The following is an 18273-nucleotide window of genomic DNA, read 5'->3' as shown; positions in this document are numbered from 1 at the left end:
GGGCGGCTGGCTCAGCGCGTGGCCGCCAGACCGTCGACGACCGCGGCGATCCTGGTTTGGTACTGCTCGATTCCGAACCGTTCGGCCGCCTCGGCCTGGCCGGCCGCCGCGAGCCGGGTGGCGAGCGGCCAGTCGTCCAGCAGGCGGGCGATCGCGGCGGCCAGCGCCTCGGGATCGTCCGGGGCGACGAGCAGCCCGGTCCGTCCGTCGTCGATGATCTCGACGAGCCCCTGCGTCGCGCTCGCGATGACCGGCCGTCCGGCGAGCAGGGCCTCGACCGCGACGTTGCCGAACGGCTCGACCCGGGAAGGCACCAGGACGAGGTCGGCTGTGCGGAAGAAGCTCTCGGCGTCGGCCTGGAAGCCGTGGAAGTTCACCCGGCCTGAAAGCGGCGGCTCGTCGGCGAGGATCCGCAGCTCCTTCTCGAACCACTCGTAGCCGTCGAACGTGCTGCCAACCAGGTCCAGCCGCACATCCCGGCCGTCCGCGCGCAGCCGCTGGACGGCCTTGACCGCGACGTCGCTGCCCTTGCGCGGGGAAAGCCGGCCGACCAGCACCAGCCGGGCGGGCGCGCCGGGGCGTGTGCGCATCGGCTCGGTCCTCGCCGGCGCCGCCACCCCGTTGTAGACGAGCTCGATCCTGGCCGCCAGGCCCGGCATGGAGGCCACCAGGGCCGCCGAGGCGGCGGAGCTGTTGACCACGACGATCCGGGCCAGCCGTAGCGGGGCGGTCAGCGCGAGCCCGACGAGCCGTCCGGTCTGCTCCGCCTCGTGCACATGGACCAGGCAGGTCCGGCGGGTCAGCCGGGCGGCGGCCAGCCAGGCCGGGATCGTCAGCGTGTTCACGTAGACCACCGCCGGCTCGACCTGCCGGATCAGCCGACGGAGCTCGACGATGGCGCGCGCCATCCTGGCCGCCAGGCCGAGCGCCCGGGCCGGGCGCAGGTACTGCTTGCGCAGGACCGGGACGTCATAGGTCCGGATCTCGGCTCCCGCCCGCTCGAGCAGGGGGCGCAGCGGCCCGTCGCCCGGCAGCACGACGACCGCCCGGTCACCGGCGGCCACGACGGCGCGCACCGAATCGACGAGCATCCGGTCGGAACCGTAGAGCTCGACCGATGGGTGGGCGAACAACACCGTCCGCGGGCCGGCCACGGGAGGGACCGCCGTCGCCGTCACAGGACCTCCGCGATTCGCTGGAAGGGTGGGCATTCAGGGCACCGGAACCCGTGGGGCTGGCGGCCGCGCCGCCTGCGCCGATGCCGGCGAGGGCGACAGCGACGGCGACGGCGGTGTCGTGGGGCTTCGCGGCGTCGTCGGCCTTCCCGGTGGCGTCCGGCCTCGCGTCGCCGGCTGGCGCCGCGGCTGCGGCCGCGGTCGTGGCGGTGGCGGTGGCGGCAGGGCGCGCCGACGCGCGGACACGCGCAGCAGCGTGCCGGTCCAGCCCACGAGCACGAACAGCAGGATGTTCGCGACGTTCGCGGGCGCGGCCATGTGCTCGGCCGTCAGACCGTCGATCAGGAGGAACACCACGAGCGCGGTCAGCATGGTGAGGTCGGCCCGCTCGGTCGGCGCCACCCGTCGCCACAGATGCCGGAGCGCGACCGCGAGCCCACCGAGCATCGCGAGCCAGAGCACGACGCCGACCAGGCCGCCGTCGACCATGATGTTGATGAACGCGTTGTGGCCGCCGCCGAGGCCGATCTGGCTGTAGAAGATTCCGCGTGAGGCCGTGAAGCCCCAGCCAGTCAACGGTTTCTGCTCGAACGCCTGGTAGGCGAGGGTCCACAGGTTCGTACGGTCGTTGAGCGTGGCCAACTGCTCGGTCGACTCGCCCCGCGTCAGATAGCCGAGGATCGTGTCCGACGAGGTGATCACGCCGATGGTGGCCAGGATGCCGATCGTGAGCAGCAGGTCCGCGCGCCGCGCGCCGCGCGCGCCCAGGACGATCACCAGCAGGATGGCGACCACCGCGCCCGAGAGCGCGCCGCGGGTCTGGGTCGCCAGCAGTCCGTACCCGACGATGACGAGCAGGACCCGGTAGACCCAGTCCGGCCACACCCGGTGCGGCCGGCCGGCCCGGACCAGGTAGCCAGTCACGATCACCGTGGCCGCGCCCGCGTAGATCCCGGCCACCACGGGATGGACGTAGAGCCAGGTGAAGCGGCCCGCCGTCAGGTTGCTCACCGGGGGGAACGGATGGACGCGGCCGAAGAGCACCGAGGCGGCGACCAGCGCCACGAAGGCGTGCGCGAGCCCGTGAAGCTGCCGGCGACTGGCGCGCCGCGCGATGGTCTGGGCGATCGCGACGGTGAGCAGCAGCTGGGCGCCTCGGACGAGCGCGAGCTGACGGTAGGGCGACCAGAGCCCCGCGCACACGCAGTAGATCGCGAAGATCCACGCCAGGTTGATGACCGTCGCGCTTCGGCGCCCGGCCGGCGCGCGCGCGACGGTGAGCAGGAGGACGGCCGCGACCGCCGCGTAGACGCCGATCTCTATGAAGATGAAGATGTCCGGCTGCCCGGACACGGTCGCCTGCTGGTCACGCAGCCGCAGCTTGTAGTCGCTGGCCAGCATCAGCGGCAGGATGACGAACGCCAGCGCCCACCGGTTCTCGCTCGGCAGCAGCCGTGGCATGGGCATCCGAACCGGCCAGAGCGACCGCTCCCGGGCCAGGGCGCGGGCCCAACCCGGCCCGGCGGCGGCCGTGGTCGTAGGGGTGGCCGTGGCGCGTGACGGGTCAGCTGGGTCGGGTCGGCCGGCGAGCCGCTGGAGCCACAGCGCGCTGCCGGCCCGCGCGGCCGCGAGCGCGGCGGGAGCCAGCGCCGGGTGGTCGGCCGCCAACAGGCCGAGCAGCAGGGCGAGGCCGACCAGGGCGTCGAGGAAGCGGGCGACGAAGACCGTTCGGGACCGCCGGCGCGCGACGAGCGCGGTCGACGCCGGGAGCCCGAGCGCCTGGGTGCAGGTGTACAGGGCCCAGGCCAGCACCGCCACGGACGGCACCGTGATCTCCGGCCCCACGACCAGCCTCGACAGCGGGCCGGAACCGGCGACGGCGACCGCCCCGACCAGCACGGTGGTGCCGATCAGCAGGGCACTGGCCCGCCTGACCCGCTGCCCGGCCCGGCCCGCGCCCGCGGCGTAGAGCGGCAGCAGGACGTTTCCCGCGGCGTTCACCACCAGCTGCGCCGGCGCGAGCAGCAGCCGGGCCGCCTCGACCCGGCCGAGGGTGGCCCGGCCGGCCAGCACGCCGATGAGCACGCGTGCCACGAACAGGAGCGCGGGAGCGAGCCCGGCCTGCAGCGACCGCCACAGCGCGAACGAGACGATCTCGCGAAGCAGCTCCGGCCGTGGCCGGCCGAGCCGCAGCCGCGCCAGGGGGAGCTGGCCGAGGGCGACGAGGATGGCGACCACCGCTCCCGCGGCCATCGCCAGCACGACCACGACGAGGCTGATCGAGATTCCCGCGGCCGTCGCCCCCGCGAGCGCCGCCAGCGTGGCGCCGACGTAGACCGCGTCGTTGGCCGCGAGCTTCCAGAACTCCAGCCTGGCCATGAGCACCCGGCGGCACAGCTCCTCGTTCAGCCAGAGCAGGACCAGCGCAGCGAAGGCCACCGCCCCGACCGGTTCGAGCTCGCCGAGCGAGATGGCGACTCCATAGCCGACGCCGGCGGCGAGCATCGACAGGACGGCGTGCAGGGCGAGCACCGTGCCGCGCAGGTGTGGGTCCTGGCGGTCGAGCACGGTGAGCGAGTCGCCGACGAACGCCGTGTACAGCGCGGTGAGCAGCACCAGCGACGAGGTGAGCAGCGTCAGCGAGCCGAAGGTGTGGGCGCCGAGTGCCCGGGCCGTCGCGATCTGGATGACCAGGCTGCCGCCGGCGTTCACCGCCTGCGAGGCGACGGCGCCGGCGGCACGACCGCCGATCCGGCCTGGCCGCGGGAGGCGCGAGCGGGGCGGCGTCTCGCGTGCTTCACGACCCTCCAGCCGGGATGGCCGTGGGAGTCGGGACATCAGTGCCGGGTGGCTATGGGCCGCGCCGCCGGGGTGTCGGCGCCGGTGCCGTTACCGGTGCCAACGGGCTCGGCTTCCGCGGTCGGGCCGGCCTCTGGCGTCGCGGTGGCCGCTGTGGCCGCTGTGTCCGCCTCGGCTTCGGTGAGCCCGGCTTCGGCGGGCACGGTGCGGTTCGGCGCCTGCTCGGCGCCTGCCTTCGGGCCGGTGGGCGTACCGAACCCGTCCGCTGGGCGAGGCGTCTCCGCGACGATGGGCTCGCGGTCGTCAAGGGCCCGGTAGGTGGAGCGTTCCTTGGCCATTCGGGTGATCACCACGCCGACGATGGGGAGATCCGCGGCGGCGGTCTGCGTGCGCAGCCGGTGCAGCGGACGGGCCGGCGTGCGCCGGCGCACCACCGCCACCATTCCGGTCGCGGCGGTGGCCAGTGCGAAGACGTCCACCGTCGCGCCAGCGGCCGGGGTGTCGACCAGTACCACGTCGAAGGTGTCCCGCAGCTGGTCCAGCGCGTCGGTCAGGGCTCGTCGACGCAGCAGGCCGGCCGGTTCGCCGACCGCGCGGCCGCGCCCTACCACGGCCAGCTCGCCGCCTTCGGCCGCCGGAACCGTCCGGATGGCGGCGGCGAGCGTCGTGGTTGCGGCAGCGAGCTGCGCCAGGCCGGTCGCGCCGGGCTCCGTCGGGAACCGGCTCGTCAGCTGGCCGGTCCGCAGGTCGCCGTCGACGATGGCGACCCGGGTCCCGCCGGCGGCCAGCGCGGTCGCGAGGCCGATGGTCGTCACGGTGCGTCCGTCCCGGCGGCCCGAGCCGGCCACCAGGTACAGCCCGTTCCCGGCGGTCGCGGCCAGGGCGTCGGCGACCGCGTAGTAACCGGGCAGCGCCCCGTGGGCGGGATCGGCCAGGCCGGCCCGCCGGCGCGCGTCGACGGTGGGGATCTCGCCGAGCAGCGGGGCCTGGAGCAGCTGCGCGGCCTCGGCGCCGTCCTCGACCTCTCGGCGCCGCCCGGCCCAGGTCCAGGACGCGGCGCCCGCGATCAGCAGACCCACCAGCGCTCCGAGCATGCCCGCGCGGGCGGCCCTGGCCACCTTGCCGGGGCGTGGCTGCGCGGTGGCGGGGTCGATGAACGTCGTGCCCGAACCGAAGAGCGCCGCCTCGGTCTGCGTCTGGGCGGCCTTCTGCTGCAGCGAACCAAGGGCGGCGGTCGCGGCCTGGACCGCGGCGGTGTCGACGGCGTTGTTCGTCCTGATGCCGGCGAGTTCCTTGTTGAGCTGCGCCCTGGCCACGGAGACGGCTCCCAGCGCGCGGTTCACCGCGTCGTTCGCGGCTCGCAGCGTGAGGCTCTGGTAGGCGGTGACGACCGCGTCCGCGCGACGCATCGCCTGCCGCGGGGTGTCTCCGTCGGCCGTCACGACCAAGATGTCGGCCGATGCCGAGGCGGTGACATTCACGTTCGCGCGCAGGGTGCGGACCGATGTTCCGTCGCCGAGCTCGTTGGCGGCCTCTCCGAGAACGTCCGTGCCCTCGGCGAAGCGCTCCTGGCCGTCCGCATAACGGCCAAGATCGGCCCCGGAACTACCACCGCCAAGAAACAGCGCCAGGCTGCGCGGGTTCGCCAGGCCCATACGGGCGACGGCCTTCGTCGGCGGCGCGTTCACCACCCCGACAACCGCGGCCACCAGCACGCTGGCCAGCACCATGAAGGCCGAGAAGGCACGGTGACGCCACAGAGATGACAGCGGACCCGGACCGGTGTCGTACTCCGCGGCAAGATCGGAATCCTGCACGCGACCCCCAGATAGACGCGTCAACGTTAACACGAGGGCGGTAGACCGTGAACGGGAGGCGGCCAGTGAGCCACCAACGGGCGAGTTTGACCCCGTCACAACCACCAGGTGGCGCGATGTGATGCGGGCGTCGGACCGCCCGTGCCACCGCGCCATTTTGGCGCTTCACAGGGTTGTAGATGCGGTCGGCCGCCGAGGTTCCGGCCGCTCGTCGACGCCGGTCGGCAATGGTCGGGATTCCATCGACGAGATCCTTGGACGCGATGCCGTGGAATGCCTCCGTTGTTGTTTCCGGTGACGTGGTGGACCTACCGCCGCGGATCACTTCTCTAAATTGGGTTTTCGTCGTTCAGGCCGCCTCGTGCGGGCCTGGCCCGGCGCGGTTTCCGCCGATCCGCCGATCCGCCATCGGCCTGGTGCCGGCTGCCGGGTCGGTAGGCTGGACATGGGTACCGTCGGTAGCCACCCACGCTCCGCTCACGGCCGGCCTCGCGCGCGGCCRTTCGCGCACGCGCGGCGAAGCAGCTTGCCGCGGTCGTCCAGGTTGGTCCTGACGGCTGATCGGAAGGCGGGTGCGGTGGCGGCGACGGTCCGGGTTATCACCCACGACGGCGAGAAGGTGCGGGTTCGATGACAGCCGACGGGTCCGGGGCGCCGCTGCCCCGATCCGGGTACCAGACCGACACGGTGGCCCGGGACGTCCAGACCGCTCCAGACGGCACGCCGGCGCGGATCGCCGGGCGGCTGGTGCTGTGGCGCCGGATGGGTGGCCTGGTCTTCGGGCATCTGCAGGACCGCAGCGGTCGGGTGCAGATCTCGCTGGCGCGCAACGACCTCGGCGAGGAGACCTTCAAGGCGTGGCACAGCTCCGCGCGGGTCGGTGACTTCGTCGGCGTCACGGGCACCGTCTTCACCACGCGCAAGGGCGAGCGTACGGTCGCCGCGAGTGACTTCACCGTGCTCAACAAGGCGGTGCGGGCGCTGCCGGACAAGTGGCACGGCGTCGCGGACGTGGAGACCCGCTACCGGCGCCGCTACCTGGACCTGCTGGCGAACCCCGAGTCGCGCGAGCGGTTCCAAGTCCGCTCACGGGTGATCAGCAGGATCCGCCGCTTCCTCGACGAGGCGGACTTCCTCGAGGTCGAGACCCCGATCCTGACCGAGGCCGCCTCGGGAGCCGCCGCGCGCCCGTTCGTCACCCGGCACAACGCCCTCGGTGAGGACTTCTACCTCCGCATCTCGCCGGAGACCTACCTCAAGCGGCTGGTCGCGGGCTCGCTCGACCGCGTGTACGAGATCGGCCGGAACTTCCGCAACGAGGGGATCGACCCCTCGCACCTGCAGGAGTTCACGATGCTGGAGTGGTACGCGGCCTACTGGGACTACCACGACAACATGAGCTTCGTGCGTGAGCTGATCCTCGCCGTCCTCGACGACGTGCTCGGCTCCCGAACGGTCACGTACGAGGGCGTCAAGCTCGACTTCGGCGCCGACTGGCCGGTGGTGGACTACCGCGAGGAGGTGGCCCGGCGCACCGGCGTCGACCTGCGCGTCGTCCGCGACTTCGAGACTCTCCGGGAGAAGTGCGCCGCCCTTGGCCTGGACGTCACCAAGGCGGCCTCGTACGCGGCGCTGGTCGACCTGCTCTACAAGAAGACGGTCCGTCCCGAGCTGGTGGCGCCGTGTTTCCTCGTCGGGCACCCGGTCGAGCTCGTGCCGCTGGCGCGGCGCACGGACGAGGACCCGACCCGGCTCGACATCTTCCAGGTCGTCGTCAACGGCTGGGAGATCGTCAAGGCCTACTCCGAGCTGGTCGACCCGGTCGACCAGCGGGCCCGGCTGGAGGAGCAGGCCGAACTGCGGGCGGCCGGCGACGACGAGACGATGATGCTGGAAGAGGACTTCATCGAGGCGATGGAGTACGGCATGCCGCCGATGTCCGGCCTCGGCCTCGGCATCGACCGGTTCGTCGCCCTGATCACGGACGCGCCGACGCTGCGTGACGTGGTTCTCTTCCCCTCCATGCGAGGCGCCAAGGGAACCGGCGGGGACAACGCGGCCGCTGTGGACAACGCCGCCGCCGCGGACGGTTCCGCCACCGCGGACGGTTCCGGGGCTGTGGACGGTTCCGGGGCCGGCGAATCCGGCCGCTCCGAACCGTCCGGCGTTCCCGACATCTGACCGGCCCACTCGGTCCGCGCGGCCCACTCGGTCCGCGCGGTCGTCGCGGACCGGTCTTCCGCCAGCGGTCTCCACCGCGGGCGGAAGGCCGGTCCGGTCACCGGCCTCTGGCGAAGCACACCTCTCGAACGGTCATCAAGATGATCTTCACGTCGAGCCAGAGTGACCAGTTCTCGATGTAGAAATTGTCGAACCGGGCCCGGTCCTCGATCGACGTATCGCCGCGAAGACCGCTGACCTGCGCCAGGCCGGTCAGGCCCGAGGGCACTCGATGCCGGTGTCGGTAGACGGGAAACTCCGCCGCGAAACGGTCCACGAAGTGCGGGCGCTCGGGCCGCGGGCCGACCAGCGTCATGTCTCCCCGGAGAATGTTCCACAGCTGTGGTAGCTCGTCGAGCGACGTCCGGCGCAGAAAGCGCCCGACGGCGCCGAGGCGGTCGTCGGTGGAGATGTTCCAGCGAGTGGCGGACTCGGCGTCGTCGACCGGCTTGAGACTGCGGAACTTCAGCAGCTCGAAGTGGCTGCCATCCTTGCCGACCCGGATCTGCCGGAACAGCACTCCCGCCGGGTCCTCCAGCCACACGGCAATCGCGGTCACCGCCAGCACGGGCGCGAGGAGGACCAGCGCGGTGGCGCTCAGGACGACGTCCAGCATCCGCTTTATCAGCCAGGACGGGCCGCTGCGCCGTGGATAGCGGATACGGGCGACCGGAATGGCCCCGATATGGTCGCGCAGTCCCCGGGCCGGCTGGATCTCGAAGAGGCGTGGAACGACGAAGATCTCGCAGGGCCGGTCCGCCGTCGCCCGCAGCATCTCCACCACGCGGGCATCGGAGCTCTGGCTGAACCCGACCAGCACGACCTCGACGCCGTAACCGCGCAGAATGATCGGAAGATCGTCGAGGCGGCCCAGGCGTGGTACGAACCGTTCGGCGGGCCGGTCGCCGGAGGCGGCGTCCAGCAGCCCGATCAGCCGCAGCCCGTAGCCCGGATTCGCCGTCAGGGTGGCGGCAAGCTGCGCGCTGACGGATTCCGTTCCGATGAGCAGGGCCGTCCTACTGCCGAAACCCTTCCTTCGGACGCCGCTGATGAAGCGGTACGCCAGGGCGCGCGCGAGGGGCTGCGTCGCGATCGCGGTCAGCGCCAGGGCGGCGAACACCTTCGTGCCCGGGCGCATCCCCAGCAGCTCCACCCCCACGCCGCCCAGGAGGGCCGCCGACAGGCTCCTGGATATCAACGACGGCATCTCGTCCAGGACGGACAGATGCAGGTGCGGACGGTAGAGACGGCCTCCGTGGAAGAAGAGCAGACAGACTACCGTGAAGGCCGCGAGTGGAAGCCGTCCTTCGCGTAGCAGCGCCGCTGGCCAGGCCAGTCCGGCCACATCCGCGACCAGCACCACGAGCCAACTGTGATGACGTCGGATTGTCCTTTTTCCGTCGGAGGCGAGGATCTCCCCGTCGGTGCGCTGTCGCGGGACCGCGAGCTGGTCCATCACGAATCACCGGCGACCGTTGCCGGTACCGGCGGAACGGAGGGACATCTCGTTGGCCCGCGATCTACTGCGGATGAGAGCCACGCGCGCGACGGACCCATGGCGGGCCGTCGATGGCGCAGTGAGCTGCTTCATTTCTTCCCCTTGCGTGACGGTGCGCTACTGCCGCACCTGGCGGGTTGAATCGGTGGGAGAAACTCGTCGGACCACGCGCGTGATCGATCGTGTTGGGTCGGGTTTTGCCGATTTGGTGATCGCCGGCTGACCTGAAAACAGCCGACGACCACCCAGCGGATTCCTGACGACTTCGCGCCGGAATTGGGACCGCGATACGACGTGATATCGCGGGCCGGCCCTTTACGCGGCAGGGCGTCCTGTCCRCGTTCCGGTCGTGGCCAGGCGCTGGCCGGCGCCGGTCCGCCGAAGCATCTCGATCTCACCGCGCAGCCGGTCCGCGATCGTGTTCACGTGTGGTTCACGCCAGATCGAGTGATGATCGCCGGCGACGTTCTCGAAGCGCCATTCGCCGGTGAGGACGCTGCTCCAGTGCAGGTTGTCCGCCTGGGTGGCGTTGTCCGCGGCGACGAAGACCAGGGTGCGGCCGGCCCAGGCCTRCATCCGGTAGCACCTGCTGGCGACCAGGCCCTTGCACAGGAACACGTCATAGTGCGTGGTGCCGGCAAACCGGAAGAGCCCGGCGAACGGCAGCCGGTGCATGTTGCGAAGGATCTTCACAACCGGCCGCTCACTGTGCCGGATCCGGCGGATGACCCGGAACCTCGCCAGCCGTCCGGGCGGCTGGGCGACCGACCGCTGCTGATCACCGCGCTGCCGCGGAATGGCCTCCGCCAAGGCCTGCTCGGTCCCCTTCCGCTGGGGTGGCTTGAGGACGGTACCCGGCAGGACGGTGTCGAACGTCCCGAGAAGGACGACCTCCTCTCCCGCGGCCCGCAGCCGGCGCGCGGTCTCGTAGGCCACCAGGCCGCCGAACGAGTAGCCGAGAAGCGTGTAGGGGCCCCGCGGCTGGATGTGGCGTATCGCCGTCAGGTGCCGGCGCGCGGCCCTGCCCACCGACCAGTCCGGCCAGCCGCGTCCCTCCAGCCCGTACTCCTGCAGGCCCCAGGCGGGCTGGTCGTCGCCCAGCCGGCGCACCAGCGGAAGGAACGTCAGCGCGAGCCCGCCCGCCCCGGCGAAGCAGAAGAGCGGCGGCCGCGAGCCGGTGGGCTTCAGCGGGACCAGGGTGGGAAACCGCGACCACTGCGCGGGCTCGGCGGAATCGCCCGTCGGCCCGGGCCCGCGGCCGGTGGTGATGGCGTGTTCCGCGAACGTGGCGAACTCGGCGATGGTGGGAGCCTGCAGGAGCGCCGCCGACGGAAGCCGTACTCCCAGCTCTCGGTCGATGAGGGCGAGGATCTCCTGGGCGACCAGCGAGTCACCACCGAGCTCGGAGAAGTCGTCGTGGACGCCGATCTCGTCGAGATGCAGCACCCGGGACCAGATCTCCGCCACCGAGGTCTCCCACGGGGTCCGCGGCGCCACGAAACCGGCGACCGGTCCCTTGGGCGGCGCCGGCAGGGCGGAGACGTCGACCTTCCCGCGCTCATTCCGGGGAAGCGCGTCGAGCTGGATGATGATCGAGGGAATCATCCACGTCGGCATCTTCACGCGTAGCTGCATGCGGATGGTCGCCGGGGACAGCCTGGACGCCGGCGGGCAGGCGACGTAGGCGACGAGCCTGGTCGAGGACGACCGCCGTTCTCCGAGGACCACCGCCTCCGTCACGTCGTCGATGTCCATCAGCGCGGACTCGACCTCGATCGGCTCGACCAGATAGCCGTTGATCTTCAAGGCGTGGTCGACCCGGCCCAGCAGCTCGAGCTGCCCGCCGCTCGTCAACCGGCCCAGGTCGCCCATGTGGTACGTGCGCCGGCCGTCCGCCGCCCGGCCGAACTTGGCGGCGGTGCGCTTCTCGTCGTGCCAGTACCCGTCGGCGATGTAGGGCGAGACGACCGTGACCTCGCCCGGCTCACCGGGTCCCCGGGCCGTACCGGTCTCCGACTCGATCAGCACGGCCTTGTCGGGCACCGGAGATCCGCTGTTGATGACGCCTTCCGGCAGCGGATCCACCGACCGCACCAGGTTGAACGCCAGGGTGCCCACCTCGGACGCCCCCGTCCAGTTGACGAAGACGGACGCCGGCGGCAGGTGTTCGCGCAGCGCCGCCACCTCCCTGCCGTGTACCGGCTCGGCGCACGTCATGACCATCCGGAGATCGGGCAGCACCTGGCCGGGCGTCACGTTGGCGAGCAGCGACCGCAGCAGCGACGGGGTCGAGTGGATCGTGGTGATCCGATGCTCGAGCAGCCATTCGAGCATTTCGCTGGTGGACCGTAGCCGAGGGTTGAAGATGTGCAGCGCGGCGCCGCTGCGCAGGGCCCAGGTGACGACGCCCATTCCGGCCGAGAAGGAGAACGGGAGTACCAGGGCCATCCGGTCGGTCGGCCCGAAGCCCAGCGCGTCGACGCCGGACGACGCCTCACAGGTGATCATCCGTTGGCTCCAGGCCACACCCTTCGGCAGGCCGGTGGAGCCGGAGGTGAAGAAGATGAAACCGATGTCCGCTGGCCGCGGTACCGCCCGCGGCCCAGTGGGATCGTCGGCCGTCTCGACCTCGAGGACCGAACCGTCGGCCACCCGGAGGCTGTCCACCACGAGTCGATGCCTCTGGTCGGTCAGGATCGTGGTGGCCCGGCTCAGCTCGTGCATCGTGGCCAGCCGGGCTGTGGGAATGAGCGGGTCCAGCGGAACGACCGGCCGACCRGTCTTCAGCGCGCCCAGAACACCCATCAGGCCGGTGTCGTCGTGCCCGAGCACGGCCGCGATCGGCCCGGTGTGGTCGCCAGCCTGGTTCAGGATGAGGTTGGCGATCATGTTTGTCTGCCGGTCCAGGACCGCGTACGTCGTCACCCGGCCTTCGTGGACGAGAGCCGGGGCGTCCGGCGCGGCGGCCGCCGCCTCGGCTATCCGGGTGACGAGGGCGGGGCCATCATGGTGTCCCGGGACCGTCGACCAGTCGACATCGTTTACAGATGTGTGCGACGGGCTTGACATGTATCTTTCCCCCCAGCGGGACGTTCGGAACGCCCTATTGGACGGTCCGGGCGCCACCAGGGGCGCGCGAACCGTTTTGGCGGAATGGCGTCCGCCGCGGCGTCATCGTTCGACTGGAATCGGGTCCTCTACCGGCGCGGTGGCCATCGGGTGCTGCTGGGCGGGCAGACCCTCGTGAAGCGGGCGGCCGGTTCTTGTCGAAGACCTTCGCCTGCGGTGGAGCGGCGGCTCGTTCAGCACCACTCCATGCGGAGCGACACCGGCGATCGTCAGCTCGAGAAGGGCGTCCCGCACCTCGTCATAGGTGCTCCGGCCAAGCCCCACGACAAGCACGAGGACATCGGCGCCGCGAGCGGCCTGAATTGCCTCGCCCGACGAGCTCAGGACAGGCGAGTCGACGATTTTGACCGTCGGGCGCAGGCGCGGTTCGTTTTCCGGAGTCGACGTGGAATCATCGACGACCTCCGCGCCGCGCCGCGCCGCCGAGGCCATGAACCGCCGGGCGACGAACGTTCCGCCCACTCCCGGAGCGACCGCGAGCACCGCGATCACGAGATCAATCGGGCCATCCAGCCCCGCGCGTTGGTTCAGGTGCAGGCGCACGGCCCGGTCCGCCGCCGCCAGCCTGCGCCGTCGGGTGGCGGGCGATCGCCATCCGGCCAGATTGGGCAGCACCGTCGTTGGCTGGATCGCGAGATCACCCAGGTCGTCCGCGCGGTAGATGACACGTCGCCGGCGGCGCCGCAGCATCGCCAGCCCGAAGCCGGCCAGGGCGCCGAGCATCGCCAGAAGACCCACCATTACCGAGGAAGGGCCGTCCGTCGAGGTGACCGTTCCCCGCTTCACGATCTCCACCAGCCCAGTGGTCTGGTCGGCGGCGAGCCGGAGCTGCTCCTCCTGGCCGAGGAGCTGCTGATACTGGGTGCTGAGCGCCTGGAGCTGTGCCTCCTGACCGGGCCCGGAAGTGGCGGGGAAGTCCCTGAGCTGGACCGCCAGGGTCCCTGCTCTTTGTTCGACTCCGCCGATGGCCGCGGTGTAACGCGCGGCCGAGGTACGCTGCCGGTCGGCCGCGTACAGCGTCGCCGCGGTATCGGCGATCCGGCGCGCCTGATTTTCGTCGTCGGCAGTGACGGAAATCCGCATGACGTCGGTGAGCGCGACCTGCGTGACCTGGAAATCGGTCACGTCAGGTAGACCCAGGCGAGCCGCCACCTCAGCCTGGAACTCGTCGCTGGAAACCACCAGGACCTGATTCTGGACGAATCTTTGAGCGGTTTCGCTGGTGACCTGCTGGCTATCGCCGAGCAACGGCGGATCGGGGGCGACGAGCACCTCCGATGCCGCATGTACTTTTGAGCCGCCGAGATGGCTCAAACCAAGACCGAGGACGCCGCCCAAGAGGGCGCYCACGGTGGCCGTGACGACGACCCTCCTCGGCCAGATGGCGCTTTGATAACGCGAGATGAACGGTTGGTGGATCTCTGCGGAATTGTCGGCCTGCTCAGCTGCTGTGGCTTGCTGAGAAGCACGGTCGAAGGCACTCTCGGCGGCGAACGCCATCCGTCCCCACTCGACAACTCAAGTGGTCCACCCCCCCTGTGGTTTGGACCCTGCTGCTATCATTGTAACGAGGCGCGACGGGTTGTCAATGAGAACGACCCGCACTCATCTGCGCGCTCATCTGCTTCGTCGAGGTTACTGTCGAAGTTACTGTGTACCGACAGCCGGCATCGAGTCGACGACTTCTGGCTAAACGGCCTGATGGTGGGGGCGCTGGATGCCGGCGGACGGGGGACGGGGGATGGCGATGAGGCGTGACTTTGCTTGCGCATACGCAAGCCCGCTGGGCCACGAGTTCCGGCCGGGTTACCGCTGTTGGCGACGCGAAGGCCACACCCTTTCGATTGTGTTTCAGCCAGATGAAATTCCACATACCAATTTCGATGAATTGGTGGCCGGCCTCGGGCCGCCGCCCGCCTTCATCCGCGTACGGGCGTCGCCGGCCCTGGGCGCGGTCCGGTGAAGCCCTCCAACCGGACACTCTGGTTCCTGGTCGCGCAGGCCGCGTCCCGGCTCTCGTCGATCTGGATCTTTGCCGTCGTCGCGCACAACACCTCGTTGCAGGGGCTGGGGGCGCTGTCGGTCGCGACGGCGATGGCGGCCACGGCGCAGGCGATAGCCCCCGCGGTCATCGGCAAGCCGATGGCCACCTTGCCTTCCCGGGAGGCGCGGGTCGCCGAGATACCCATGGCCTACTCGGCCACCGTCCTGCTGGGCCTGGTCGTCGGAGCGCTGCTCGGCGCGGCCTCGCTGGGGCTGCACGGCGCGGCCCAGCTGGCGCTGATCGGCGGGGCGTTCGGGGTGCCGGCGGGCCTGGTCGTCGAGGGCACCTTCTGGCGGCTCGTGTACGTCCGCGGCCCCCGAGCGGCGTCAATGACCTTGAGCGCCTGCTATGTCGCGCAGGCCGCGCTGGTGGCAGTGGCCGCCGGGTGGGTCTCGGCGACGTACCTGGTGGTCGCGCCATACCTCGCCCTCGCCGGTGTGGCGACCGTGTTGCTCCTCGTGAACCGCGGCGCGACCTGGCCCGCCGCGCGCGCCTGGATCGTGGGCCACTACCGGCGGTGGCTGCCCTACGTCGGGGGGGCCGGGGCCAGTCTCGCGCTGGTGCAGGTCATCCCCATCGCCATCGCGGCCACCAGCGGCCTGGCGGCCGCCAGCACCTGGCGAGCGGGCGAGCTCGCGTTCGGGGTAACCAACCTCATTCTTGGGGCGAGCGCGCAGCTGTTGCTCGTGCGCGAGCACGATGGTGACCTTCGGGCCACCTATCGTCGGGGCGCGACCCTGCTCGGCTGTATCGCCCTCTGCAACGCCGCCGCGGTGGCCTTCGCGCCCCGCTCGTTCCTCAGGCTCTTCCTGGGTCCGGCGACCGATGAGCTGGAGTCAGTCCTCGCGCAGTTCACCGTGCAACGGGTGGCCATGTGCGTCGCGTCGGTCGGGACGCTCGTCCTGATCCCGGTTCTGCGCGCGGGGGTGGTGGGCGCGCTGGACCTCGGCTCGGCGCTGCTCAAGCTGGCCCTGCTCGTCGCCGGCGGCTGGATCGCCGGCGTCGCGGGCGGCATCTGGGGCCTCGCGGCCGCCGAGGTGCTGCTCGCCCTGGCCTGCACCGCGTTGCTGCTGGCCCGGACCAGAGCCGCGCCTCTCCCGCCACGCAGGCGCCACCGGCGCCACCGGCGGCGGAACACTCCCGGCGGGGGCGGGCAGACCGTACCCGCCGCCCGGGCGCCGTCCTCGTCCTCGGCCGCCTCCTCTGGCGGTCCTTCGACCACCTCGACCCCGTACCAGGTTCAGGAGAGGCGATGACGGAGATTCGTCTGGGCCTGGTGGTGACCACCGTCGGCCGTCCCCAGCTGCGTCGGCTCCTGCTCTCGGCGGCAGCCGCCTCGCATCCGCCGGACGTCGTCGCCGTCGCCAACCAGTCCGGGCGGCCCCTCGGCCTCGATCTGCCGGACCTCCCGTTCGAGGTACGGGAGATCGCGAGTTCCGGCGGAGCCAGCCGAGGCCGGAACGAGGCGTTCGAACTGGTCGCAAGTGAGACCGACGTCGTCGGTCTGCCGAACGACGACACCTGGTACGAGCCCGGTGCGCTGGCCGCCGTCCGCGCCCTGTTCCGCGAGACCCCGGCACCGGACGCCGTCGCGGCCAGCCTCGTGGACGGCGGCCGACCGCGGCTCACGCTGCCCGCCGACGGGACGCCGCTCGACCGCCGGACCGTGTGGCGGGCGATCGAACCGGGACTCTTCCTCAGGTCCRCGGTCTTCAAGGAGCTCCAGGGATTCCGGGAGGACCTCGGCACCGGCGGGCCATCGCCCTGGCAGTCCGGCGAGGGGACCGATCTCCTGCTGCGCCTGCTCGCCGACGGCGGCCGAGTGGTGAGTGCTCCCTCGGTCCGGGCATTGTGTGACGGCGAGCGCCGGGACCTGACCAGGTCCGAATGGGTTCTCAAGCACCGCAGATATGCTCGGGGAACCGGATACGTATACAGGGTTCATGAATATCCGCTGCGGCGGCGGCTCACCATTGTCGCGGCGCCGTGGATGCGGGCGGTGGCTGCCCGTGGCCCGCTCGGCGAGCGTTTCCTGGTGGCTCGGGCCCGATCTCTCGGGCGGGTCGAAGGCCTGCTCGACCGGCCGCTTCGGACGGTGGCCAGCCCGCACCGGGCCCGCTGACCAGCCAGCCAAGGCTGAGCGAACCCGTCGGTGCCTGAGACGCTGGAAGCGTCTCAGGCACCGACGAAGACCGCGAAAGCCCAGGACGGGAGACGGGCCAGGCCCAGCGGACTCGCTACTGCCGGACGTTGCAGTTCGCCGCCGCGCTGGCGACCGGCAGCGCGCGGCCGTCGCGCTCGATCTGGGTCAGCGAGTAGCCGGCGCTGTCGGAGTTCTTCCAGAAGACCGTGGCGGGGCCACCGGTGATCCGGATGCCGCTGATCCGTACATTGCTGACGCAGCTCGACCTGGTCAGGATGCCGAGCTGGCCAGGCGCCTCCGAACGGGTTCCGGAAATGCTCAGCCCCTGGATCGTGATGTTGGAGCTGACCGCGCCGGCCCGGTCGCTGAAGACCAGGACGGCACCGTGCTCGACCGAACCGTTCTGGTTCGCGTCGACGAGACTGCCGCCGGTCACCGAGATGTCCTGCACCGGGTAGGTGTTGTAGGAGGATTCCGAGGCTATGTAAAGGCCGGCCGCGCTCGAGGCCCTGCTGTAGATGTCGGTGAAGGTGATCCTGCTGCCACCGACGACAGAGAGGCCACGCCCCCAGACGTTGTCGTAGACCCGGGGTGACGAGATCGTGATGTCGTGGCACAGGGCCCCGTCCAGGTACGACACGACCGCCACGCCGTCATCCCCGGAACGCGACACCTGCGGCCGGACGACCTGGCCGGCGCTCGAACCGCCGGTGATGTGGATGCCGTCCGAGCGAGTGTCCGCCACCGTGACGTCCTGTATCAGGAACCTGGTGGCCCCTTCCACCTGGATGCCGGCGGCGGCCGAGCCCGTCACGTGGACCCCGACGAGCCGGGCACCCGAGCCACCATCCAGGACGAGCGCCGACTGCTGCGGCGCGGTCCAGCGCTTGGTCGTTCGGGCGATGCCGAACACCAGGCCCCCGTCCACGACGACGTCGTCCGCCTGCACCATGAACGCCGAGTGGGACTCGTCGGTCGCCTGCAGCGTCGCCGCGCCACTCACATGCGTACCGGCACGCCGGACCTGGAGCACCTGGGAATGCGCGTAGGTGTGCCCCTGCCGGAAAACCAGCGTCTCACCCGGGCGGGCGGCGTCGAGTGCGCGCTGGATCGCGGCCGAGTCGTCCGTGCGCCCGTCGCCGACCGCCCCGAAGGTCTCCACCGCGATCCGCGGGCCCGTCGGCGTGCTGGTCGTCTCCCCGGCCGATGGGCGGGGGCCGGACGGCGCGCTCGGGGCCGCGGTCGGGGAACCGGCGGTGGGGGGAGCGGGAGATCCGCCGCCGCTGGACGGACTGGCTGGCGTCGAGAGTGGGGCGGTCGTGGTCGGCAGCGGCCCGCCGGGCCCCGCCGGCCCGACCTTGCACGCGGACAGACCCGCGGACAGGCCGGCCGACAGGCCGAGCGCGACAGCCATCCGGACAATTCGCGACTTTCTCGCCCGGACCAAC

Annotated in this window: 10 protein-coding genes; 3 read left to right on the top strand and 7 right to left on the bottom strand. The window is 71.3% G+C overall.

The window, feature by feature from the left end:
- Positions 1 to 11 precede the first annotated feature (11 nt).
- The 3 genes from BCD49_RS06995 to BCD49_RS06985 all read right to left on the bottom strand — a co-directional run bounded on the left by BCD49_RS06995 (position 12) and on the right by BCD49_RS06985 (position 5791).
- Complete coding sequence (locus tag BCD49_RS06995) at positions 12 to 1178, bottom strand: glycosyltransferase (protein ID WP_007511126.1); 1167 nt, start codon at positions 1176 to 1178, stop codon at positions 12 to 14.
- A 33-nt stretch (positions 1179 to 1211) separates the two neighbouring features.
- Positions 1212 to 3887, bottom strand: a complete 2676-nt coding sequence (locus BCD49_RS06990) for an O-antigen ligase family protein (protein WP_051466171.1) — start codon at positions 3885 to 3887, stop codon at positions 1212 to 1214.
- Between the two features lie 125 nt (positions 3888 to 4012).
- Positions 4013 to 5791, bottom strand: coding sequence for a cell surface polysaccharide biosynthesis / chain length determinant protein (locus tag BCD49_RS06985; RefSeq protein ID WP_007511122.1), 1779 nt, complete (start codon positions 5789 to 5791; stop codon positions 4013 to 4015).
- A 630-nt stretch (positions 5792 to 6421) separates the two neighbouring features.
- On the opposite strand from BCD49_RS06985, the gene lysS reads away from it, so the two are divergent.
- Positions 6422 to 7972: a lysine--tRNA ligase gene (gene lysS, locus BCD49_RS06980; protein ID WP_007511120.1), complete on the top strand. Its 1551-nt coding sequence runs from the start codon at positions 6422 to 6424 to the stop codon at positions 7970 to 7972.
- Positions 7973 to 8069: 97 nt separating this feature from the next.
- On the opposite strand, the gene BCD49_RS06975 is transcribed toward lysS, so the two are convergent.
- From BCD49_RS06975 to BCD49_RS06965, 3 genes are all read right to left on the bottom strand, one after another.
- Entirely contained in the window at positions 8070 to 9467 is a 1398-nt protein-coding gene (locus tag BCD49_RS06975; RefSeq protein ID WP_007511118.1) for a sugar transferase, read from the bottom strand.
- Between the two features lie 357 nt (positions 9468 to 9824).
- The gene (locus BCD49_RS06970) at positions 9825 to 12578 is read right to left on the bottom strand and encodes an AMP-binding protein (protein ID WP_083401313.1); all 2754 of its coding nucleotides are present in this window, start codon (positions 12576 to 12578) and stop codon (positions 9825 to 9827) included.
- 102 nt (positions 12579 to 12680) lie between these two features.
- Positions 12681 to 14138, bottom strand: coding sequence for a hypothetical protein (locus tag BCD49_RS06965; RefSeq protein WP_071041289.1), 1458 nt, complete (start codon positions 14136 to 14138; stop codon positions 12681 to 12683).
- Between the two features lie 459 nt (positions 14139 to 14597).
- Here BCD49_RS06965 and BCD49_RS06960 point away from each other — a divergent pair, with 459 nt between their 5' ends.
- Both BCD49_RS06960 and BCD49_RS06955 read left to right on the top strand, forming a co-directional pair.
- On the top strand, positions 14598 to 15938 hold the full coding sequence (locus tag BCD49_RS06960) for a hypothetical protein (RefSeq protein ID WP_007511111.1): 1341 nt from the start codon (positions 14598 to 14600) through the stop codon (positions 15936 to 15938).
- On the top strand, positions 15935 to 16804 hold the full coding sequence (locus BCD49_RS06955) for a glycosyltransferase family 2 protein (protein ID WP_071041288.1): 870 nt from the start codon (positions 15935 to 15937) through the stop codon (positions 16802 to 16804). Before BCD49_RS06960 ends, BCD49_RS06955 begins: the two co-directional genes overlap by 4 nt.
- Positions 16805 to 16919: 115 nt before the next feature.
- On the opposite strand, the gene BCD49_RS06950 is transcribed toward BCD49_RS06955, so the two are convergent.
- Positions 16920 to 18239: a glycosyl hydrolase family 28-related protein gene (locus BCD49_RS06950; RefSeq protein ID WP_007511107.1), complete on the bottom strand. Its 1320-nt coding sequence runs from the start codon at positions 18237 to 18239 to the stop codon at positions 16920 to 16922.
- Positions 18240 to 18273 lie beyond the last annotated feature (34 nt).

The sequence above is a fragment of the Pseudofrankia sp. EUN1h genome, assembly GCF_001854645.1.
Lineage (GTDB): Bacteria > Actinomycetota > Actinomycetes > Frankiales > Frankiaceae > Pseudofrankia > Pseudofrankia saprophytica.
This window is presented reverse-complemented; position numbering and strand designations above follow the sequence as displayed.